Annotated in this window: 21 protein-coding genes; all 21 read left to right on the forward strand. The window is 52.2% G+C overall.

Features of this window, described 5'->3' with window-relative positions:
* The first annotated feature begins 4 nt into the window (after nt 1–4).
* Complete coding sequence (gmk, locus tag AURMO_RS03980) at nt 5–892, forward strand: guanylate kinase (protein ID WP_110233272.1); 888 nt, start codon at nt 5–7, stop codon at nt 890–892.
* 2 nt (nt 893–894) lie between these two features.
* Nucleotides 895–1,152, forward strand: coding sequence for a DNA-directed RNA polymerase subunit omega (gene rpoZ, locus AURMO_RS03985; protein WP_110233274.1), 258 nt, complete (start codon nt 895–897; stop codon nt 1,150–1,152).
* A gap of 20 nt (nt 1,153–1,172) precedes the next feature.
* Nucleotides 1,173–2,393, forward strand: coding sequence for a bifunctional phosphopantothenoylcysteine decarboxylase/phosphopantothenate--cysteine ligase CoaBC (gene coaBC, locus AURMO_RS03990; RefSeq protein ID WP_110233276.1), 1,221 nt, complete (start codon nt 1,173–1,175; stop codon nt 2,391–2,393).
* Between the two features lie 46 nt (nt 2,394–2,439).
* Nucleotides 2,440–3,603: a methionine adenosyltransferase gene (gene metK, locus AURMO_RS03995; RefSeq protein WP_110233279.1), complete on the forward strand. Its 1,164-nt coding sequence runs from the start codon at nt 2,440–2,442 to the stop codon at nt 3,601–3,603.
* A 30-nt stretch (nt 3,604–3,633) separates the two neighbouring features.
* Complete coding sequence (locus tag AURMO_RS04000; RefSeq protein ID WP_110233281.1) at nt 3,634–5,562, forward strand: primosomal protein N' family DNA-binding protein; 1,929 nt, start codon at nt 3,634–3,636, stop codon at nt 5,560–5,562.
* 25 nt (nt 5,563–5,587) lie between these two features.
* Nucleotides 5,588–6,502 (forward strand): methionyl-tRNA formyltransferase, encoded by a 915-nt coding sequence (gene fmt / locus AURMO_RS04005; protein ID WP_110234864.1) that lies wholly within the window; start codon nt 5,588–5,590, stop codon nt 6,500–6,502.
* On the forward strand, nt 6,499–7,908 hold the full coding sequence (locus AURMO_RS04010; protein ID WP_275425174.1) for an RsmB/NOP family class I SAM-dependent RNA methyltransferase: 1,410 nt from the start codon (nt 6,499–6,501) through the stop codon (nt 7,906–7,908). Before fmt ends, AURMO_RS04010 begins: the two co-directional genes overlap by 4 nt.
* A 9-nt stretch (nt 7,909–7,917) precedes the next feature.
* A complete protein-coding gene (gene rpe, locus AURMO_RS04015; RefSeq protein WP_110233285.1) occupies nt 7,918–8,583 on the forward strand; it encodes a ribulose-phosphate 3-epimerase in 666 nt (221 codons plus the stop codon).
* A gap of 23 nt (nt 8,584–8,606) precedes the next feature.
* Nucleotides 8,607–8,870: a phosphoribosyl-ATP diphosphatase gene (locus AURMO_RS04020; RefSeq protein WP_110233287.1), complete on the forward strand. Its 264-nt coding sequence runs from the start codon at nt 8,607–8,609 to the stop codon at nt 8,868–8,870.
* Nucleotides 8,871–8,909: 39 nt separating this feature from the next.
* The gene (gene hisG, locus AURMO_RS04025) at nt 8,910–9,749 is read left to right on the forward strand and encodes an ATP phosphoribosyltransferase (RefSeq protein WP_110233289.1); all 840 of its coding nucleotides are present in this window, start codon (nt 8,910–8,912) and stop codon (nt 9,747–9,749) included.
* Between the two features lie 2 nt (nt 9,750–9,751).
* Nucleotides 9,752–10,513 carry an imidazole glycerol phosphate synthase subunit HisF gene (hisF, locus tag AURMO_RS04030; protein WP_110233291.1) on the forward strand — a complete coding sequence of 254 codons (762 nt, stop codon included), beginning with the start codon at nt 9,752–9,754 and terminating at the stop codon, nt 10,511–10,513.
* A complete protein-coding gene (hisI, locus tag AURMO_RS04035; protein WP_110233293.1) occupies nt 10,514–10,885 on the forward strand; it encodes a phosphoribosyl-AMP cyclohydrolase in 372 nt (123 codons plus the stop codon).
* The gene (locus tag AURMO_RS04040) at nt 10,885–12,411 is read left to right on the forward strand and encodes a chorismate-binding protein (protein WP_110233295.1); all 1,527 of its coding nucleotides are present in this window, start codon (nt 10,885–10,887) and stop codon (nt 12,409–12,411) included. The genes hisI and AURMO_RS04040 overlap by 1 nt, the downstream gene beginning before the upstream one ends.
* A 2-nt stretch (nt 12,412–12,413) precedes the next feature.
* Complete coding sequence (locus tag AURMO_RS04045; RefSeq protein ID WP_162532663.1) at nt 12,414–13,052, forward strand: Trp biosynthesis-associated membrane protein; 639 nt, start codon at nt 12,414–12,416, stop codon at nt 13,050–13,052.
* Nucleotides 13,053–13,086: 34 nt separating this feature from the next.
* Nucleotides 13,087–13,323, forward strand: coding sequence for a DUF6704 family protein (locus AURMO_RS04050; RefSeq protein ID WP_110233299.1), 237 nt, complete (start codon nt 13,087–13,089; stop codon nt 13,321–13,323).
* Entirely contained in the window at nt 13,324–14,094 is a 771-nt protein-coding gene (gene trpC, locus AURMO_RS04055; RefSeq protein WP_110233301.1) for an indole-3-glycerol phosphate synthase TrpC, read from the forward strand.
* Nucleotides 14,095–15,300, forward strand: a complete 1,206-nt coding sequence (gene trpB / locus AURMO_RS04060; RefSeq protein WP_110233303.1) for a tryptophan synthase subunit beta — start codon at nt 14,095–14,097, stop codon at nt 15,298–15,300.
* Nucleotides 15,297–16,064 (forward strand): tryptophan synthase subunit alpha, encoded by a 768-nt coding sequence (gene trpA / locus AURMO_RS04065; RefSeq protein WP_110233305.1) that lies wholly within the window; start codon nt 15,297–15,299, stop codon nt 16,062–16,064. Before trpB ends, trpA begins: the two co-directional genes overlap by 4 nt.
* Before the next feature lie 39 nt (nt 16,065–16,103).
* Nucleotides 16,104–16,958 (forward strand): prolipoprotein diacylglyceryl transferase, encoded by an 855-nt coding sequence (gene lgt, locus AURMO_RS04070; RefSeq protein ID WP_239406877.1) that lies wholly within the window; start codon nt 16,104–16,106, stop codon nt 16,956–16,958.
* Between the two features lie 178 nt (nt 16,959–17,136).
* A complete protein-coding gene (gltB, locus tag AURMO_RS04075) occupies nt 17,137–21,699 on the forward strand; it encodes a glutamate synthase large subunit (protein WP_110233309.1) in 4,563 nt (1,520 codons plus the stop codon).
* The gene (locus AURMO_RS04080; RefSeq protein ID WP_110233311.1) at nt 21,692–23,149 is read left to right on the forward strand and encodes a glutamate synthase subunit beta; all 1,458 of its coding nucleotides are present in this window, start codon (nt 21,692–21,694) and stop codon (nt 23,147–23,149) included. Before gltB ends, AURMO_RS04080 begins: the two co-directional genes overlap by 8 nt.
* Nucleotides 23,150–23,186: the final 37 nt, after the last annotated feature.

Genomic DNA, 23,186 nt, shown 5'->3' on the forward strand with positions numbered 1-23,186 from the left:
CGTCATGCCTGAGGTTGACCGCCGCGCTGCAGCGCAGGCGGGAGTCGTGGCGCGTCGCAAACGTGCTGCTATTAAGGCGGATGTTTTTGAGGGGCGTAGATCTGCGCTAGATGTCTTTGTTGTTGCCACGATTGATCCGTCGTCTTCCGAAGCAACAATTCGGGTTACTGATTTCTTGAAATCATTGAGAGGTGTGGGAGTCAACAAGATTCCTCGCATCCTTGAAGAGCTTGATATTTCTCCTCGCAAACGGCTCGGTGGTCTGGGGAAGCACCAGCGAGCAGGTTTACGTAAATGGATCCTTTCTTACCAGGCAAAACGTAACGAGTCGTGGGCACCGAAAGCTGTTGTACTCGTGGGTCCTTCCGGTGTTGGTAAGGGGACTGTTGTTAACCACATCGTTCGCAACCACCCTCAAGTTCACCTCTCAATTTCTGCCACTACACGTGACCCACGCCCTGGTGAAGTGGATGGTGTGAACTATTACTTCATTGATCATGGTGAATTCGACGCCATGATTTATTCAGAAGCACTCCTGGAATGGGCGGAAGTCCACGGTCGCAACAAATATGGAACACCTCGTGGGCCAATAGAGAATGCGTTGTCTCAAGGCAGAAGCGTTCTCTTTGAAATTGATCTTCAGGGTGCGAGACAAATTCGCGAAAGCATGCCAGAAGCTCGTCTTGTCTTCCTATTGCCTCCCGACTGGGATGAACTAGTTCGACGTTTACGCGAACGTGGGACTGAATCTGAAGAAGAAATCCAACGTCGATTAGAAACCGCTTTCGGCGAACTCGCTGCGAAAGATGAATTTGACGTCCGGGTCATAAACCGAGACGTCACCGAAGCTGCCCAACAGGTCGTAGACTTAATGGGACTTATCAAGGAGTAAACATGGCTACCAAGCTTGAAGGCATCATCAACCCACCTATCGACGACTTGCTCTCGAAGGTTGAATCCAAGTACGCACTGGTTATCTTCGCATCCAAGCGTGCCCGCCAGATCAACGATTACTACTCTGACCTGCACGAAGGAAGCCTCTTCGACAACGTTGGTCCCCTCGTTGACTCCAACATCGACGACAAGCCACTCTCCGTTGCTATGCACGAAATCAACGAAGACAAGCTGATCGTTCGTCCACTTTCGGCCTAATTACCGAATCGACACCTGAAGTGTCGCGCACACCTTTACGCATTGTCGTCGGGATAACCGGCGGCATTGCTGCGTATAAGGCAGTTTCTGTCGTTCGAGAGTTTGTCAAAGACGGTCACCATGTTGACGTCATTGCTACAGAAGCAGCGTTGCAATTTGTGGGCCGTCCCACACTCGAAGCAATCAGTCGTAACCCTGTTCATGTGGGTTTGTATGACGACGTGGCACAAGTTCGCCATGTTGCACTGGGCCAGCAAGCAGATGTCATCGTTGTAGCTCCCGCAACTGCAAACACGCTTGCACATTTTGCCACTGGCTTAGCTCCTGACCTTCTGGGAAACACCGTTCTCGCTCGTCGTGGCCCACTCGTGGTTGCTCCTGCAATGCACACAGAGATGTGGGACAACCCAGCAACACAAGCAAACATTTCTACTTTGCGTTCCAGAGGCGTTGTCGTTGTTGGCCCTGGTGTGGGTCAACTCACGGGTTCTGATTCTGGTCCAGGCCGTATGAGTGAACCCGAAGAAATCGTCGCGGTAGCCTATGAAGCAGTTTCTGGTGAGACAAAGCATGACCTACTCGGTAAGCGAATCTTGATTACCGGTGGTGGAACACGTGAACCTTTGGATCCTGTTCGCTTCATTGGCAATCGATCCTCGGGGAAGCAGGCAGTAGCACTCGCACAACGCGCGATGCAGCGTGGTGCCGAGGTCACTCTTATTGCAGCCCATCTCGAAGTTGAACCACCTGCAGGAATATCACTCGTTTCTGTTTCCACTGCAGCAGATATGCACAGTGAAGTGAAGACACTTGCGCCTGGTTTTGACATTGTCATCATGGCTGCGGCAGTTTCTGATTACCGCATGGATACCGTTTCTGGTTCGAAATTGAAGAAAGCAGACAATGGGGGAGAGCTCCATCTCACTCTCGTTGAAAACCCAGACATCCTCAAAGAATTGTCTTCGTCAAAATCTGCACAGCAGCTCGTGGTTGGTTTTGCCGCAGAAACCGCAACAGAAGATGAACTGATCCGAATCGGTCAGGAAAAGCTAGCCCGTAAGGGGTGCGACCTTTTGATTCTCAATCAGGTTGGTTGGGATCAAGGTTTTGGAACAGAAAGTAACACCGTCACCGTGTTAGCTGCTGGTGGCGATATTCTGAATACTGCAACCGGATCCAAGATGTCTGTAGCGGACACTATTCTCGATTGCATCGCAACATCGCCATTCCACAACGCGTAACTCGCGTGGCACAATCCAACGTCTACGTACGAGAGGACTAATCGCCATGAGCGCTTTACGACTATTTACATCTGAATCTGTCACTGAAGGTCACCCCGACAAGATCTGTGACCAGATTTCAGACAGCATTCTGGATAACCTGCTTGATCAGGACAAAGGCAGCCGAGTAGCAGTTGAAACCCTCGTCACTACTGGTTTGGTCCACGTTGCCGGTGAGGTAACAACTGAGGGCTATGCAGAAATCCCAGAAATCGTCCGCAACGTAGTAAAAGACATCGGCTACACCTCGTCAGACATCGGCTTTGATGGTGATAGCTGTGGTGTTTCAGTTTCCATCGGACAACAGTCCCCTGACATTGCCAACCTTGTGTTCGGTCAAGAAGAGCAGGGTGCTGGTGACCAGGGCATCATGTTTGGCTATGCCACCACAGAGACTGCACAGCTCATGCCGCTGCCAATCTATCTCTCACACCGTATTGCTGAACGCTTGACTGAAGCTCGCAAGAGCGGACAGCTCGCTTATCTTCGTCCCGATGGAAAAACTCAGGTCACTGTGGGTTACGAGGGAATCATTCCTCGAACCATCGAGACGGTAGTGGTGTCTACCCAACACGCACCACAGGCAGATGAGTCACTTGAGAGCCTGCGTGCAGATGTCATTGATCACATCATTCGCCCTGTTCTTGCAGATGCTGGTTTTAGCTCTGCTGACACAAACTTCATGGTTAACCCCATGGGCAAGTTCGAAATCGGCGGCCCCAAGGGAGATGCTGGTCTTACTGGCCGCAAAATCATCGTGGACACGTATGGTGGCGCAAGCCGTCACGGTGGTGGTGCCTTCTCTGGTAAAGATCCCTCAAAGGTCGACCGTTCGGCAGCCTATGCAATGCGCCATGTCGCCAAGAATGCTGTAGCCGCGGGTTTTGCAGAAAAACTTGAAGTACAGATTGCCTATGCCATCGGTGTGGCACAGCCAGTAGGTCTTTACGTGGAAACCTTTGGAACAGGCAAGGTAGATGACTCTGTCATTATTAAGGCAATTCGTGACACCTTTGATCTCAGCCCAGCAGGCATCATTCGTGAATTAGACCTTCTTCGTCCGATTTATCGTCAGACAGCTGCTTATGGTCATTTTGGCCGTGAACTTCCTGATTTCACCTGGGAAAAGCTCGACAAGGTTGACGAACTTCGCCGTTTGGCTGGTCTGTAATACGTGAACCCACAACCTGGGTTTGCGAGTGTGTTGCTAGACACCTCGTTACCTCAGCTTGACCACGTATTTGAATACCGCATCCCTGAGTCTCTTTTCGGGCATGTTCGTGTGGGTTCAAAAGTCTCAGTTCCACTCAGAGGCGGTGCACGGTTTTCAGATGCCTATGTCACTGCATTGAGCGACAAACCTGAATTCACTGGAGATCTGCAGTTCATCGAGAAAGTCATTTCTCCTATTTCGTTGTTGAAACCAGACACACTCGATCTCGCTCGAAAAATAGCGGACCGACAAGCAGGATCTGCCATTGATGTTCTCAGGTTGATCATTCCTGCTCGTTATGTCCGAGCAGAAAAGGCTTTTCTCGCAGAACCTGTGAAGCCCAAGCAATACAGCGGCGAGATTCCCGAGAAACCCTCTGAATTCACCGCGCTCGATGTCTCTGCTGGTTCACGACTTGCCCTCAAAGTCCCACCTCGGCTTGAAGTGACATCACAGGTAACCATGTCGAATTGGGCAGAACTGTTTGTCTCTCTTGCTGTTGAACAGTTGGTCAAGGGTTCCAGCGCTGTTCTAGCTGTTCCTGACTTTAGGGAAATTGAAAAGCTTGAACAGGCACTTATTGCGGCAGGTCTAGAAAGTCATTTCATTCGGGTAGACGCAAAACTTTCAGGGCAAGAGCGATACGTCAACTACTTACGTTCTCTCACTGAAGAACCCCTCATCATTGTGGGAAACAGGTCAGCAACACTGGCTCCTGCTCATAATGTGGGACTCGTGGTTGTCTGGGATGACGGAGACCACAACTTTGAGGAACCTCTTGCTCCTTACACACATGCGCGAGATATCGCGTTAGTTCGCCAGTCCCTGTCTGGTTGTTCATTACTTTTTGCTTCACACACTCGTTCCCTGGAAACTCAGCGCCTAGTTGAACTTGGGTTCTTTTCTGAGGTGCCAGTCAGCGAAGTTGATCAGCCTGAAATTGTCCTCACAGATGCCCACCTTGAAGAGGGAACCACACCTTCGCGAATTCCCAGTGCCGCATGGTTAGGTGCCAAGAGAGCACTGGATCGAGGTCCTGTGCTCGTTCAAGTCGCGAGCCCTGGATTCTCACCTGCACTGGTGTGTAGCGGATGCAATGAGCGAGCAACATGTTCTTCCTGCCATGGACCGCTGCACTTAGCCCACCGCAATTCCTCTCCAAGCTGTCGCTGGTGTGGCAATCTCAATGCTTCTTGGGCTTGTCAAGGCTGTGGCGGAAAGCAACTACGACCGATTGCTGCTGGTACAGAGCGCACCTCAGATGAAATTGGCCGTGCATTTCCTGGAGTGAAGGTCATTGTTGCGGATGGTCAGCACATCATCACCTCCGTTCCGGCTACTCCTGCGGTCGTTGTTGCGACTCCTGGTGCAGAACCGGTTGCTGAGGGTGGTTATGCTGCCATCTTGCTCTTAGATGGAGAACGTCTCAGGGGAAGAGAAGCCTTCCGAGTTGATGAAGATGTTCTACGTAATTGGAGTAACACCATTGCCCTGGCCAAGCCAGATGCCACAGTATTTATCAATGGTGCTGGAGTGGCTCTTGGTCAGACTCTGGTTGAATCTGCTCAGGTTCGATGGGCAGCGCACGAGTTAGCCGATCGAATGCAGTTACATCTCCCACCTGCTGTGCGTGTGGTTTCGATTTCTGGATATGCAGAGATGGTTCGGACAACCTGTGATGAACTCCCTCCGCTTGCAGGTAATAGGGTTCTTGGTCCAGTTGGCCAAGCAGATGGTTCTTCGCGCGCGCTCGTTTTCTTTGAATATAAAGACGGCGAAAAGTTAGCTACGCATTTACGTGCAGCTGTAATAACCTCCGCTACTCGCTCGAAGAAGCCGCTTGCCTCATCGGAGCGTGCTGCGCGAGTGCTTAGACTGAGAGTGCGTTTCGACGACCCCGATATCGACTCGCTCTAATGTTTTCTCGAGTGAGGTGGGTGTTGTGAAGATAATTTTCGCAGGCACTCCAGAAGCCGCAGTTCCAACTCTTGAAGCCCTCATCAGCAGTGACTTCGAGGTTATTGCCGTGTTGACGCGTCCAGATGCACCTCAAGGTCGCAAACGAATTCTTACTCCGTCACCGGTTGCGCAGGTCGCCATTGCCCAGGGCATTCCAGTTATCTACGCCAATCGCATTGATGATGAAGTTCAGAAAGCAATTGCTGAATCTGCAGCTGACTTAGGGGTTGTGGTTGCATATGGTGCTCTACTTCCTCAGCAAATTCTCGATTCTGTGAAACTTGGCTGGATCAATCTTCACTTCTCTTCATTGCCACAGTGGCGTGGTGCAGCACCGGTTCAGTGGCAAGTTATCTCTGGAGCGACACAAGCTGGTTCTTCTGTCTTTCAGCTGGTCAAGGAACTTGATGCCGGTGATGTGTTTGACACACGGGATTGGCCCATTCTTCCGGACGAAACTGCGGGAGAGTTGTTGACCAGACTCTCGGTTCTCGGTGCACAGCAAGTCTTGGATGTCGTGACCTCTCTTGATTCCGGGACTGCGAATTCAATTCCTCAGCAGGGAGAATCAACCTACGCACGAAAACTTTCTCTAGAAGATGGTCACCTCAACCTCTCTCTGGATTCAGAAGCTGTCTATAACCAATTCAGAGGTGTTACTCCAGAACCTGGTGCTTTCGTCTTTTTAGGTGACGAACGTCTCAAGATTATTGAGGCCCGTTCAGGAGCGGATGAAGAGGTAGTTCCTTCTGCAATCACCTCAGTGTCTAAAAAGCTTTATCTGGGTTGCGCTCCTGGTTCTATCGAACTGCTCAGCGTTCAACCCGCAGGTAAACAAGCAATGTCTGCCATGGACTGGTTCCGAGGCCTCCGACAGGAAGTAGTACACGTTTCGTGAGCAACGACAAAAGACCGCACACAAAAGGACCACGACGTTCGAGGCCAGTTACTCCATCACGTTTGGTTGCTTTTGAAGTACTCATGGCCGTAGATGTTGATGACGCCTATGCGAACCTTGCCTTGCCCGCAAAGATCAGAGAGTTTGGACTCAGCTCAAATGATGCTGGCCTAGCCACAGAACTCACTTATGGCACATTGCGGATGCAAGGGTTTTATGACCGTGTCATTGCAAATGCCGCAGCACGCGATATCGACACTATTGATTTAGTTGTCTTGAACATTCTTCGCATGGGAGTTCATCAACTTCTGAATATGAGAGTGGCACAGCACGCAGCCGTTGATGAAAGTGTGAACCTTGCCGAACACATGGCTTCACTCGGTGCGGTTGGTTTCGTCAACGCTGTCCTTCGCCGCACAAGTCGTCACGACCTAGAAGACTGGCAAGAGTTCATCACTAAAGACATCTCGAATGCAGATGAGCGACTCGCTGCTCTGTATTCGCATCCTGTGTGGATCGTTCGTGCCCTCAAGCAAAGCTTGGAAGCAGAGGGTAGAGGTGAAGAGCTCGAGAATCTTCTGGCAAGTGACAACCTCAATCCTCGAGTGACTCTAGTTGAGCTTCCAGGTTTCGTTGATGCCAACGACGAAGTCGAAGGTGAACCCACCAACTACTCACCGCTAGGGATGTCGTTGAATACCGGTGGTGACCCAACGCGTTTTGCTCGCGTGCGCGAAGGTGTCGTTCGTGTTCAAGATGAAGGTTCTCAACTTGCTGCACTCGTGCTCTCTCGTCACCACGAAATTACACCCGGTGAGAAGTGGCTCGATATGTGTGCTGGTCCAGGTGGCAAAGCCGCGCTCCTGGCTGCAGAGGCAACACTAGGTGGAGCTGAATTAACTGCTAATGAAGTTATTCCAGGTCGTGCAGACCTGGTTCGTAAAGCCTTAGCCATACTTCCGGACGTCGACGTTGTGACCGGAGATGGTGTTGATATTGGACTGGACCAGCCCAATACCTATGACCGTATTCTTCTCGATGCTCCCTGTACTGGATTAGGTGCTCTACGTCGACGCCCCGAAGCCAGATGGCGGAAATCTCCTAAGGATGTTGGTGATCTCACTGCACTGCAGGCTCAACTTCTCACAAGCGCCCTTCACGCACTGAAACCCGGGGGAGTCCTTGCCTATGTCACGTGTTCTCCGCACCTGGCCGAGACTCGAGCAATAGTCGAAGGTGCACTTCGAAAGAATCAGAATGTTTCTGAACTTGATGCACGTGCTGTGTTGTCTGACGTAGCAATGGAAACCATGGATATTGCCGGAGATTCACAATCTGTTCAGCTGTGGCCACATCGACATGGCACAGATGCCATGTTCATCTCACTTCTGACTAAGTCGGAATAGGCTGAGAACATGGCTATTCGGATCAATCCCAGCATTCTTTCTGCTGACTTCGTCAACATGGAACGAGACTTGGGCGCCATAGCAACTGCAGATCTTGCACACGTCGACGTGATGGACAATCACTTTGTCCCAAATCTGACTTTTGGCCCTCAGATGGTTGGTCGCATTCAGGATGTGTCGCCAATTCCTCTAGATGTTCACCTCATGATTGACAACCCGGAACGCTGGGCGCCCGGATATGCAGAACTTGGTGCGTATTCGGTGACCTTCCATGCCGAGTCCACAGACAACCCTGTTGCTGTAGCGCGCCGTTTGCGTGAAATCGGTGCTCGAGCCGGTTTAGCAGTGAAACCCGGGACAGATATTGAGACTTATCTAGAACTGATGCCCGAATTTGATCAAATTCTCGTGATGACGGTTGAACCTGGTTTTGGTGGACAATCATTTATTCCTGATGTCATGCCTAAGCTCGTCCTGCTCGATCAAGCACGAAAGAAATCAGGTTTGGACGTCTGGCTTCAGGTAGACGGTGGCATCACCCTGGACACCATCGTGATTGCCGCAGAAGCCGGTGCAGACACTTTTGTGGCTGGTTCCAGTGTCTATAACTCCGGAAATCCGGAGCAGGCCATCGCGGGTCTGCGCGCTGCAGCTCACACTGCGCACAAGCACTAGTTCAAGCAGGGTAGCCTTAAGGGGTGAAATCCTTTGATTCCCTCTTCTCCGAGCTCAGCGCCAAGGCAGTAGAGCGCCCAGAAGGTTCGCGCACTGTCGCTGAACTAGATGCAGGCGTTCACGCTATTGGTAAGAAAATCGTCGAAGAAGCAGCAGAAGTCTGGATGGCTGCTGAATACGAATCACAAGAGGCAACTGCCGAAGAAATTTCTCAGCTTCTCTACCATGTGCAGGTTTTGATGATTGCCAAGGGTATCTCGCTCGACGAGGTTAACCATCATCTCTAAACGCTGAGTTTCTTTTCCACTTCACAAAGGTTTATTCACATGTTGCGCGTAGCTATTCCAAACAAAGGTTCTCTCGCTGAGATATCAGCAGAAATGCTCTATGAAGCCGGTTACACCGGTCGTAAAGATCCCCGGGATCTCCACTACTCCGATACCCGTAACGGTGTTGAGTTCTTCTATCTCCGTCCACGAGATATCGCAACGTATGTTGGCTCGGGCGCTCTTGACGTCGGTATTACTGGACGTGATCTCCTGCTTGATTCTCACTCAGAAGCCAAAGAAATTGCCGAACTTTCGTTCGGAGATTCCACCTTCCGATTTGCAGGTCCTGCGGGAACCTTTGCCGATCTCTCGGACCTCGCGGGTAAGCGAGTAGCTACCAGCTACCCAGGCCTCGTCGGCACGTTCCTGGCGCAAGCAGGTGTGCAGTCTCACTTGGTCAAGTTGGACGGTGCTGTTGAATCGGCCGTTCGTTTGGGTGTAGCCGACGCTGTTGCCGATGTTGTTTCTACTGGTTCAACGTTGCGTAAGGCTGGTCTGGATATTTTCGGCCCCGTCATCCTCGAGTCCACAGCAGTGTTGATTAGTCGCGATGCCTCCATCGATGGAATCAGCACCCTGATGCGTCGTCTGCAGGGTGTTCTTGTGGCAAAACAGTATGTCCTAATGGATTACGACGTTCCCAAGAAGTTCTTAGATGCTGCTTGCGCGATTGCACCTGGCATTGAGTCTCCAACTGTGAGCCCCCTGCACGATCCAGAATGGGTTGCTGTTCGAGTTATGGTTCCACGTGCGGATCGTAATGATGTCATGGACAAGCTCTACGACCTTGGTGCCCGCGCCATCTTGGTCTCAGCAATCCACGCTGCTCGCCTGTAACCATGTCTGTAGCTGTTCGCATCATTCCCTGCCTCGACGTAGCTGATGGTCGAGTAGTCAAGGGGGTCAACTTCCTGAATCTGAAAGATCAGGGAGACCCTGTCGAGCTTGCTCGTTACTACTACGAGCAAGGTGCAGACGAAATTACGTTTCTCGACGTCAAAGCCACGGTAGAAAACCGTTCCACCATGTTTGATGTCGTTGCCCGCACGGCAGATGCGGTTTTTATTCCATTGACAGTCGGTGGCGGTGTTCGCACCGTTGAGGATGTTGCCCAGTTACTCGCCCACGGTGCAGACAAGGTCGGCGTCAACAGCGCAGCTATTCAACGACCTGAATTGTTAGACGACATCTCCAGTCGTTATGGTGCACAAGTACTTGTGCTTTCCTTGGACATCACTCGGTCAGCGTCGACGCCATCTGGTTTCGTTGTGACGACTCATGGTGGTCGTGAACTCACTGACATTGACGCGCTTGAATGGGCTCGCGAAGCCATTACTCGTGGCGCTGGTGAGCTTCTGGTGAATTCAATTGATGCAGACGGAACAAAGGATGGTTTCGACCTCGAATTGATCTCTGCAATTCGAGAGATCAGTTCTGTTCCCGTTATTGCCAGCGGTGGTGCAGGTTCTGCAGCAGATTTCCCACCTGCAATCCAAGCGGGAGCTGACGCTGCCCTTGCTGCCAGTATTTTCCACTCCAAAGCTGTCACTATTGGAGAAGTAAAGTCAGTTTTGAAAAATGATGGGTTTGAGGTGCGATAAATGTCAGCTTTCGATCCATCCAACTTGAAGTATGACTCTCAAGGCCTGATTCCCGCCATCATTCAAGATGTTGCCAACAACGATGTTCTGATGCTTGGCTACATGAACGCGGAGGCTGTACGTAGAACACTCTTAGAGGGGCGTGTCACCTTCTGGTCTCGATCCCGCCAGGAATATTGGCGCAAAGGTGACACCAGCGGTCACGCTCAATTTGTTCGCTCGGTGCACCACGACTGTGATGCAGATACTTTGCTCATCGGCGTTGAACAAATAGGTGCAGCATGCCACACCGGTTCACGCACCTGTTTTGAAGACTATGACGTTGCAGCTGTCGTCGATGTTGACTCTTCTGTGATTGGACCGGGGGAGTAGTGGCTACGCACGACACCAACTTGCACTCATTCAGCTCATTGCTTGCTGAGGGTCACAAAGTAATTCCTGTCACCCGCTCACTTTTTGCAGATGCAGAAACACCCATCAGTATCTATCGCAAGCTTGCGTCAGGAGTACCTGGTTCATTCCTACTCGAATCTGCTGAACAGGGCGGTATTTGGTCCAGGTTCTCCTTCGTCGGTGTATCAAGCTATGGCGTCATTACCGATCATGACGTTACTCCTCAGTGGCAAGATTTTGGACTTTCTTCACAGGATGCTTTCGGTGGTGAGATTCCTGCGACAGGTCTGAGTGCACTGGATGCTCTTTACCGTCGTTGGAAGACCCCTCACATTGAGGGGATGCCTCCACTGACGGGTGCACTCGTCGGTTTTATTGGATGGGAAGCTATCCGAGAGTTAGAGAATCTCCCAAGTGCACCTCCTGCTGATTTCTCTATTCCCCGACAGGGTCTGAGTTTTTCTCGCGAGGTCATTGTTCTCGATCACAAATTTGGGACAGTCACACTGATCTCCAACGTTCTCGTTCTGGGGGATTCACCTTCGGCTGAAGAACTTCTCACCAGTGCACAAGCGCGTTTGGATGATCTGCAACTCCGACTCTCCGTACCTGGACCCGTCGGCTTGGCTCACATTGACCTGGATACGGTCGCCGAACCTCGTCTGCGCACACCCAAACAAGATTTCCTCGATGCAGTTGTTACCTCAAAGAAGCACATTGTTGATGGTGATGTATTCCAGGTTGTGATCTCACAACGCTTTGATGCTGACAATTCAGCTTCTCCTGAAGATGTGTATCGAGTTCTCCGGAGCTTGAACCCCAGCCCATACATGTATTTGTTGGCTCTGGAAACGGTTGACGGCACTCCCTACTCGATAGTGGGTTCGAGCCCAGAAGCACTCGTCAAGGTGTCCTCTGGTCGAGTCTTTACTCACCCCATTGCAGGATCAAGACCACGTGGCGCAAATCCTGAAGAGGATCTTGAATTAGAAACTGACCTGCTGGCCGATGACAAGGAACGTTCAGAGCACTTGATGCTCGTAGACCTTGCTCGCAATGATCTTTTGCGGGTTTGTGACGCCGGTTCGGTTGAAGTTACTGAGTTCATGCGTGTGGAACGTTTCTCTCACATCATGCATATCGTCAGTTCTGTAGAAGGTGACCTTGCTTCAGGTAAGGGTCCCGTTGACGTATTTCGTGCAACATTCCCTGCAGGTACGCTGAGCGGTGCTCCCAAGCCCCGAGCTCTCGAAATCATTGACGACCTCGAACCGGCCCAACGCGGCGTCTATGGGGGAGTAGTTGGATACTTCGACTTCGCGGGAGATGCAGATTTGGCCATCGCCATTCGCACGGTTGTGCTCAAAGATGACAAAGCATATGTTCAAGCTGGTGCAGGTCTCGTGATGGATTCAGTTCCTGAAACTGAATATCTCGAAACTCAAAACAAAGCTGCTGCTCCGTTGCGTGCTGTAGCCATCGCTAACGCACTGAAGAAGGTGTGACCATGAACTACCGCAAGTTCAAGTCATACTCTCTGTTTGCGGCATTCGTCCTGTCAGCCGTCATTCTTATTGGCTGGTCGCAAACGTGGTTTTTTCTCGAGGTTACCTTTCCCACAGAAAACTCTGAGGGACTGGCTGTTTCCGGTCAGATAGCGGCTCCAGGTTTGAGTGCTTTCGGACTTGCAGGATTTGCTATTACCGCAGCACTTGCTCTCTCCTCAGTTGTCATACGTCGCATACTGGGAGTTTTGCTCTTTGGGCTTGGCGTCGCCGTTGTGTTGATGAGCATTTCTGCCTGGTCGGACCCAGTTCTTGCTGCAGCGTCTCAGTTGACTGCGTTGAGTGCCATTAGTGACATTGAGACGTTACGTACTTTTGTGATTTCTTCCTCGGCAACGGTCTGGCCAGGAATTACTGCTGTTGCAGGAATCCTTCTCGTTCCTGCGGGAATCATCATTGTGTTCACCGCAGGTAAGTGGGGTACCGGTAGTCGAAAGTTCGACAGAGTTGGCCCAAGCGGCTCAGATTCGGGGCAAGCCAAGCCTCCACAGAGAGCTCCTGATGAAAACAAAGATGTTTCTTCGGTAAATATTGACGCCTGGGACTCGTTGAGCCACGGAACCGACCCAACTATCAACTAGAATTTCAACAGAAGTTTTCGCACTGAGGAGTGACATGAGCAACGACATCGTTGATCCAGGAGAGGGCCACTCGCCCGCAGCATGGACTGCCGTTATTACCATGTTGGTATTTTTTGCCATTGGTACAGCCGCATTCGTTCTTGCGATTGAATGGCTTGTCTGGGCTTCAGCCGTCGGTATTTTTGTCGGATGGGGACTTGGTTTCCTTTTGGCAAAGCTTGGTTATGGTGTGAACGGTCCTAAGTTCACCCCCAAGCCTCACCACTACTAAATGCTGTCCGACCTGACAGCTGGCGCTCTGGCGGATGCAGCTGCACGTCGTGAGTTTGTTTCCTTTGCAGAAGTAGAGGCAGCAGCACTAGCTCAGAGTCCTGCTCTGAATGCACTTGAATTTCTCGCACCAGCTGATCACATCAAGGTCATTGCTGAGGTGAAGCGTGCGAGTCCTTCACGTGGTGATCTTGCAGCAATCGCAGATCCTGCAGCTCTTGCGCGTACATATGCAGCTAATGGAGCTTCCACAATCAGTGTCCTCACCGAAGGACGCAAATTCAAGGGAACCCTCGAGGATTTGCGTGCTGTACGCGCTGAGGTTTCTGTTCCTGTCCTGCGTAAAGACTTCATTGCTGAGAAGTATCAAATTCTTGAAGCTCGTGCAGCAGGAGCGGATCTTGTTCTTTTGATTGTTGCGGCTTTAGAGCAAGAACTTCTTGCTGAACTCAACGAGTTTGCCCTGTCATTAGGGCTGACCGTTCTTGTTGAAACGCACTCACGTGAAGAGCTTCATCGTGCTCTCGATATTGATGCGAAGTTGATTGGTGTCAACGCGCGAAACTTAAGCACCTTCGAGCTAGATAGAGAACTCTTTGCTTCGCTCGTGGGCGAAATTCCTACTGACGTCATCAAAGTGGCAGAATCAGCGGTACGAGACGCAACAGATGTTCAGCACTATCGAGACGCAGGTGCTGATGTTGTACTTGTTGGTGAAGCACTCGTCACCTCAGATCCTGCAGCGACCCTCCAATCCTTCCTGGCGGTATAAATGGCTCTTCGCGATGAACTTGGTCCCTACTTCGGTGAATACGGTGGTCGCTTTGTTCCTGAATCGCTCATCGCTGCCTTGGATGAACTCTCTGCTGCCTATGAACTCGCCAAGCTCGACCCTGGTTTTCAGCAGGAATTAGCTGATCTTCACCGCACCTACACCGGTCGGCCATCCATCATTACAGAGGTTCCTCGTTTTGCGGAGCACGCCGGTGGAGCTCGTATCTTCCTCAAGCGTGAAGATCTCAACCACACAGGTAGCCACAAGATCAACAATGTGCTGGGACAGGCTCTCCTCGCTAAGCGTCTGGGCAAGACACGCATCATCGCTGAGACGGGTGCTGGTCAGCACGGTGTTGCCAGCGCCACTGCAGCTGCACTTTTTGGTCTCGAGTGTGTTGTCTACATGGGTGAGGTTGACACTGAACGTCAGGCACTCAATGTCGCTCGCATGCGTCTACTCGGCGCCACAGTCATTCCGGTTACCACCGGTTCTCGCACTCTCAAAGACGCCATCAATGAGGCACTTCGTGACTGGGTCGCCAACGTGGACACCACTCACTACTTGCTGGGTACTGTTGCCGGACCTCACCCGTTCCCTGTCATGGTTCGTGATTTCCACAAGATCATTGGCGAAGAAGCACGTGAACAGATGCTCGAAATCACTGGGCAACTCCCTACTGCCGTAGCTGCATGTGTTGGTGGTGGTTCAAACGCCATCGGTATTTTCCATGCTTTCCTTGATGATCCTTCAGTTGGTCTCTACGGTTTTGAGGCAGCTGGTCGCGGTGTTGACACACCTGAACACGCAGCAACCATCACAAAGGGTCGTCCAGGTGTTCTGCACGGAGCTCGTTCATACATGCTCCAAGATGAAGACGGACAGACCATTGAGTCCCACTCCATCTCTGCCGGTCTGGATTACCCCGGTGTTGGACCTGAACACTCCTGGCTCAACGACATTGGTCGTGCTCACTATCGCCCCATTACTGATGCTGAGGCTATGGATGCCTTGCGACTCCTAGCTCGCACAGAAGGCATCATTCCCGCTATTGAGACCGCTCACGGTCTTGCCGGTGCGCTGCAATTAGGGAAAGAGCTCGGTCCTGACGCGATTATTTTGGTGAATAACTCTGGTCGTGGTGACAAAGACATGGAAACTGCTGCCAAGTACTTCGGCATTCTCGATGGGGGAGCAGCATGAGTTCCAAGGTTGAAGCAGCTATCTCTGCTAAAGGCAAGGTCCTGATCGGTTATCTTCCGGTTGGGTTCCCCACCCTTGAAGACAGTATTGAAGCTGCGGTTGCTCTCGTCGAAAGTGGCGTAGACATCCTCGAGTTGGGTGTTCCCTACTCCGATCCCGTCATGGATGGCCTGGTCATTCAGGAAGCAACTCAGGTTGCTTTGGCAAACGGTTTCAAATTGCCTCAGGCTATTGAAGCTGTGAAGAAGATCACTGCTCGAGTAGATATTCCTGTTCTGTTGATGACGTATTTCAACCCCGTTATTCAATACGGCGTGGATAAGTTTGCCTCTGATCTAGCTGCCGCAGGTGGTGCGGGCCTGATTACACCTGACCTTATTCCAGAGGAAGCAGGGGAGTGGCTCGCTGCTGCGGAAAAGTATGACCTTGACCGCGTCTTCTTGGCAGCTCCGTCCTCCACTGATGAACGTCTTGCTCAGGCAGTACAGAAGAGCCGTGGCTTTGTGTATGCCGTCTCTACGATGGGCATTACTGGTGCTCGTCAAGACGTGGATGTTGCGGCGAAATCTCTGGTTGCACGCCTGCGCTCAGTAGGAGCAACCCACGTCGGTGTCGGCGTGGGCATTTCGAACGGTACTCAGGTGCGAGAAGTTCTTGCCTACGGCGATGGTGCAATTGTGGGTTCTGCTCTCGTCAAGTCACTCAACGATGGCGGTATTGACTCTCTTCGTTCCGTTGCAGAAGAACTCGCCCAGGGTAAGTAACTCTCTGCTCGCTTTCCAAACTAAGCTGACACTGTGCATCTGATTACGAGTATTCCCAGCCCTTCGATTCAATATTTTGATCTAGGACCACTGCGCATCCACATCTATGCGTTGTGCATTCTTCTTGGAATTGGGCTTGCAACCTGGATTACTGACGCGCGGTTGAGTAAACGAGGCGCAGAACGAGGTGTTGTCCTCGACATTATTTTGTGGGCAGTACCACTGGGGATTATTGGTGCTCGTTTCTACCACGTCTTCACGCACCCAGCCGACTACTTCTATGAAGGCGCTGACTTGATGAAGGTCTTCTACATCTGGGAGGGCGGCAACGCAATCTTTGGTTCCCTCCTTGGCGGAGCCGTTGGTGCGTGGATTGGCTGTAAGCAAACGGGGATTCGTTTCTGGTCATTCGCTGACGCTCTGGCACCTGCCATGTTGATTGCACAAGCAACAGGTCGCCTAGGTAACTATTTCAACCACGAACTCTTCGGTCAGCCCACCACGTTGCCCTGGGGCTTAGAAATTGAGTCTACAAACCCTGCATTCCCTGCCGGATTGCCAGAAGGAACCCTGTTCCACCCCATGTTCCTCTATGAAATTCTGTGGAATCTGTTGGGTGCGTTTGTCATTATTGTGCTTGAACGCAAGCTCTACCTGCGCTGGGGTAAGGCCTTTGGTGTCTATCTGATTTGGTACGGAATTGGACGCTCAGTTTTCGAGACGTACCGTCTCGACTCGAGTGAAACCTTCTTCTCTATTCGCACTAATGTGTGGGCAGCACTGCTGGCCATTGTTGTTGGTGTATTGATTATCCTCATCCAGAACCGACGCCACCCGGGTAAAGAGCTCAGTGTCTACGTAGAGGGCGGTCCTACTGTAAAGTTGGACAAGTAAGTTTTTTCACTCGGATCCGGGCAAAGATGCCCCCGTTATAGAACTAACTTTGGCACTTCACCCCGCCACAAGCGGCCCAGAAGTTCACACGAGCGACAAGCTCTCGCGTTTCACTTTTCCAGATGACTTTAGGGCCAACGTCGTCCCTCCCGATTAACGGTTTCGAGAGGAGGGTTCCATGTCGCTAGCGACTCCCCATCAACGCTTTTCCTTGGCACCCGCTGCCCAAGGTCTGTATGACCCCGCCCTAGAGAAAGACGCCTGTGGCCTGGCCATGGTCGCCACTCTGCGAGGTATTCCTGGACACGACATCATTGATGTCGCGCTGAGCTCTCTTCGTAACCTCGAGCACCGGGGTGCTGTTGGTTCTGACGCAGGTACTGGCGATGGGGCCGGTATTTTGACCCAGATTCCTGATGCGTTCTTGCGTGAAGTTGTTGACTTCGACCTCCCAGCTGCAGGTAGTTATGCAGTGGGTAATGCTTTCCTTCCTTTGAAGGACTCCGAACGAGCAGCTATTCAGGCTCGCTTTGCTGAAATTGCAGACAGCGAAGGCCTCAAGGTGTTGGGTTGGCGTGTTGTCCCAACTGCACCAGACAACCTCGGAAAGCTCGCACGCGAAGCGATGCCTGCCATTGAACAGGCTTTCGTCACATCTTCTTCAGGAGATCTTTCCGGCATTGAACTGGACCGCCTGATTTACCGACTGCGTAAGCGTGTAGAGCGCGAATGTGAAATCTATTTCGCATCCTTGTCCTCACGCACCCTTGTCTACAAGGGCATGGTTACCACCCTGCAGCTGGAGCCTTTCTATCCAGATCTCAGTGATGCGCGTTTTGCATCCACTCTCGCTCTGGTGCACTCGCGTTATTCCACGAACACATTCCCCTCGTGGCCGCTGGCACACCCCTTCCGTTTCATCTGCCACAACGGTGAGATTAACACTGTTCAGGGAAACCGTAACTGGATGCGTGCACGTCAGTCGCAGCTGGAGTCTGAGCTTCTCGGCGACATGAAGGATCTTCTTCCCATTTGCACCCCTGGCGCTTCGGACAGTGCGTCTTTCGACGAAGTTGTAGAACTTCTTACTCTTGCTGGCCGTCCACTTCCTCACGCCATCATGATGATGGTTCCTGAGGCATGGGAAAACCAGCCCGACATGGATCCCACTCGTCGTGCGTTCTATGAGTATCACTCCTCCTTGATGGAGCCTTGGGATGGCCCCGCTGCTATCTGCTTTACTGACGGTTCTCTTGTCGGTGCAACTCTGGACCGTAACGGTCTGCGCCCTGGTCGTTACCTCGTTACCGATGATGGCCTCATCGTCGTAGGTTCAGAGATCGGCGTCTATGACGTTGACCCCGCAAAGGTAGTCCAAAAGGGTCGTTTGCAGCCAGGCAAAATGTTGTTGGTTGACACCGTTGCTGGTCGCATCATTTCTGATGATGAAATCAAGAGCGAGCTTGCCGCTTCTGGTCCGTGGCAGGAATGGATTGACCAATCGCGTATTGACCTAGAGGAACTCCCTGAGCGTGAGCACATTGCGCACACTCGTAGTTCAGTCATTCGTCGTCAGCGCACCTTTGGCTACACCGAAGAAGAACTCCGCATCATGCTTGCTCCTATGGCAAAAACCGGTGCAGAACCTCTTGGTGCTATGGGAACAGATACTCCTATTGCTGTTATTTCTTCACGCCCACGTTTGCTTTTCGATTACTTTGTTCAGCAGTTTGCTCAGGTAACAAACCCGCCACTGGACTCCATTCGTGAAGAAGTAGTGACCAGCCTGAAGTTGGGTCTGGGGCCCGAGCGAAACCTGCTTGCTGCCGGTCCCGAGCACACCGAACAGGTAGTACTTGATTTCCCTGTGATCGATAACGATCAGCTGGCAAAGGTTCTCCACATTCGTGGCAAGAGCGGTGCTCGTGAAGGAATCAAGCTCAAGGGACTCTACAAAGTCAACAAGGGTCCTCGCGCCATGGAAAAGCGCCTGGCGCAGCTCTGTGAAGAAGTAGATGAAGCAATTGCTCAGGGCATCAAGTTCATCGTGCTTTCTGACCGTGACTCGAACTCCGATATGGCGCCGATTCCATCCTTGATGATGGTTTCGACGGTTCACCACCACCTCATTCGTACGGAAAACCGCACCAAGGTCGGCATTGTTGTTGAAGCTGGTGACGTTCGTGAAGTTCACCACGTCGCTGTATTACTGGGTTATGGTGCTTCTGCAGTCAACCCTTACCTCGCGATGGAAACCTGCGAGCAGTTGGTCCGTGATGAGTTCATCACGGGTGTGACAACCGAGAAGGCAACCAAGAACGTCATCAAGGCACTCGGTAAGGGTGTTCTTAAAGTGATGTCGAAAATGGGTATTTCTACCGTCTCGTCCTACACCGGCGCGCAAACCTTCGAAGCAGTTGGTCTCTCTCAGGAGTTTGTAGACCAGTACTTCACGGGAACCAACAGCAAGCTTGGGGGAGTAGGCATTGATGTTATTGCTGCCGAAAACCTTGCCCGCCATGCTTCTGCCTATCCTTCCGATGGGGCTCCACTGACAACTGAGCGTTTGACCACTGGTGGTGAGTTCCAGTGGCGTCGCGATGGTGCACCGCACTTGTTCAACCCTGAAACAGTTTTCAAGCTTCAGCACTCCACCCGTGAACGTCGTTTCGACACATTCCGCGAGTACACCAAGCTGGTCGACGATCAGACTCGTGAACTGATGACCCTTCGTGGTCTTTTCACCCTAGAAACAGGCAAGCGTAACCCTGTGCCACTCGATGAAGTTGAATCTGTTGAGTCAATCGTGAAGCGCTTCTCAACTGGTGCCATGAGCTATGGCTCGATTTCACCTGAGGCTCACGAGACACTCGCGATTGCGATGAACTCTATTGGCGCCAAGAGCAACACTGGTGAGGGTGGTGAAGACGTTGCCCGTCTTCTTGACCCCACTCGTCGTTCTGCCATCAAGCAGGTTGCTTCTGGTCGTTTCGGTGTCACCAGCATGTATCTCACTCACGCTGATGACATCCAGATCAAGATGGCTCAGGGCGCGAAGCCTGGTGAAGGTGGTCAGCTCCCTAACAACAAGGTTTACCCCTGGATTGCGCGCACACGTCACGCAACCGCTGGCGTTGGTCTGATTTCTCCACCCCCACACCACGACATCTACTCCATTGAAGACCTCAAGCAACTGATCTTCGATGTGAAGCGCGCGAACCCCGCTGCTCGTGTGCACGTGAAGCTCGTGAGCCAGTCAGGTATTGGTGCTGTTGCTGCAGGTGTATCTAAGGCACTTGCTGACGTCATTCTCATTTCAGGTCACGACGGTGGAACTGGCGCAAGCCCGCTGAACTCGCTCAAGCACGCTGGAACGCCGTGGGAGCTGGGTCTTGCTGAAGCGCAGCAGACTCTCATGCTCAACGGTATGCGTGACCGCGTTTCCGTTCAGGTAGATGGTCAGCTCAAGACCGGCCGTGACGTTATCGTTGCTGCTCTCCTGGGTGCTGAAGAGTTTGGTTTCGCAACTGCTCCACTTGTGGTCTCTGGATGCATCATGATGCGCGTGTGCCACCTCGACACCTGCCCTGTTGGTGTTGCAACACAGAACCCTGAGCTCCGTGCACGCTTCACAGGCAAGCCTGAGTTCGTGGTCAACTTCTTTGAGTTCATCGCTCAGGAAGTTCGTGAATACCTTGCAGAGCTGGGCTATCGCAGCCTTGACGAAATCATTGGTCGTAACGATCTCTTGAACGTCAATGACGCAGTCGAACACTGGAAGTCTGAAGGTCTAGACCTCGAGCCCATCCTGGTTGGACCTAAGTTCCTTGCAGATGAACCTCGTATCCGTGCACGTGCACAGGACCACGAACTCGAAGAACACTTCGACAACGAGCTCATTAACCTCTCTCGTGCAGCATTGACTAAGGGCGAGCCGGTCTCGATCGAGCTTCCTATCCGCAACACCGAACGTGCTGTGGGAACCATGCTTGGCCACGAATTGACTAAGAAGTTTGGTCAGGACGCCTTGCCACACGGAACCATCGACATCACCCTGACCGGAACAGCTGGTCAGTCCTTCGGTGCCTTCGTTCCTGCAGGTATCACCCTGCGCTTGGTTGGAGACTCGAACGACTACGTAGGTAAGGGGCTTTCTGGCGGATCTATCGTCGTGAAGCCGTCACCATCGTCGAGCTTTGCTCCTGAAGAGAACGTCATTGCTGGAAACGTTATTGGTTATGGCGCAACAAGCGGTTCTATCTTCATCAGCGGTCTTGTTGGTGAACGCTTCCTGGTGCGAAATTCTGGTGCGACCGCTGTTGCCGAAGGTGTGGGAGACCACGCCCTCGAATATATGACCGGCGGTTTGGCTGTCATTCTCGGCTCCACTGGCCGCAACCTCGGTGCAGGTATGTCTGGCGGTATTGCCTACGTACATTCTCTAGACCCCAACAAGGTCAACGCTGATTCACTTGGTTCTGGTGAACTCCGTTTGGAGAAGCTGGGAAGCGCTGATGCAGAAATCCTCAAGGACATTCTTGAATCTCATCTAGCTGAGACAGGTTCACCTCGAGCTGCTGCACTTCTTGCCAACTTTGAGAAGTCTGTTGACGACTTCACCAAGGTAGTTCCTCGTGATTACGCTGCAGTGTTAGAAGTTCGTCAGGATGCAGAGAATGCAGGTATTGACCCCGACGGGGATGCAACCTGGAAGAAGATCATGGAGGTGACTGGTGGCTGATCCCAAAGGTTTCTTGAACACACGCCAGCGTGAAGTTCCTGCCCGTCGCCCTGTTCCCATTCGCCTCATGGACTGGAAAGAAGTCTATGAAGCAGGCGACCGCGAGACGCTGGTGCGTCAGGCTGGTCGTTGCATGGATTGTGGAATTCCTTTCTGTCACCAGGGCTGCCCATTGGGCAACCTCATTCCTGAATGGAATGACCTCACCTGGCGCGGGGATGACAAGGACGCGATTGATCGCCTTCACGCAACCAACAACTTCCCTGAGTTCACGGGTCGTCTGTGTCCTGCACCCTGTGAATCTTCCTGTGTGTTGAGCATCAACCAGCCAGCTGTGACCATCAAGCAGGTTGAAGTATCCATCATTGATAAGGCTTTCGATGAAGGATGGGTTACCCCTCTCATTCCAGAACGACTCTCCGGTAAAACTGTTGCTGTCGTTGGTTCAGGCCCTGCAGGACTTGCTGCTGCGCAGCAGCTCACTCGTGCAGGTCACACAGTGGCTGTGTATGAGCGTGACGAAAAGATCGGTGGTCTTCTTCGTTACGGTATTCCTGACTTCAAGATGGAAAAAATCCACATCGATCGTCGTCTAGAGCAGATGGAAGCTGAAGGAACACGATTCCGCCCCGGTGTCAACATCGGCACAGACATTTCGTGGGAAGACCTGCGCAAGCGTTATGACGCAGTGGTTGTCGCAACGGGCGCCATGGTTCCTCGTGATCTTCCCATCCCGGGTCGTGACCTCAACGGTGTTCACTTCGCTATGGATTATCTTGCACAATCCAACCGTGCAGTTGATGGTCAGGATGTTCCCAACCAGATTCACGCACAGGGAAAGCACGTTGTAATTCTGGGTGGTGGTGACACTGGTGCAGACTGCATCGGAACTGCTCACCGTCACCAGGCAGCATCAGTTACCAACTTGGCCATTGGTAAGCAGCCTCCTGCGGAGCGCCCAGATTCTCAGCCGTGGCCAACATTCCCCAACCTGTTTGAAGTCGCTAGCGCGCACGAAGAGGGTGGTACTCGTGAGTACCTCGTCTCAACCGTTGAGTTCTTAGGCGATAAGGACGGAAATGTTCGCGCCGTTCGCGTCGCCGAGACAGAATTCGTCGACGGTGCTCGCGTTCCCAAGGCGGGTACCGAACGAGAAATCCCCGCAGATCTCGTTTTGCTCGCACTGGGCTTTACTGGTCCAGAGGGCGACATCGCTCATTCTGAACTCGGCGTGAGCCTCACCCAGCGTGGAAACCTCAATCGCGATGCACAGTATGCAACTGCAGAACCGGGTGTTTTTGTTGCAGGTGATGCAGGGCGTGGACAATCACTGATTGTCTGGGCTATTGCCGAGGGTCGCGCAGCTGCAGCAGCAGTTGACCGCTACCTTGAAGGTGAGACGTTACTTCCTGCTCCTGTAGCACCCACAGACCGCGGCTTCGCGGTTTAGTACGATAAAACAGTCGCAATTCCCTCCTGCGACCTGG

Origin of the sequence: Aurantimicrobium photophilum, from assembly GCF_003194085.1 — a bacterium.
Lineage (GTDB): Bacteria > Actinomycetota > Actinomycetes > Actinomycetales > Microbacteriaceae > Aurantimicrobium > Aurantimicrobium photophilum.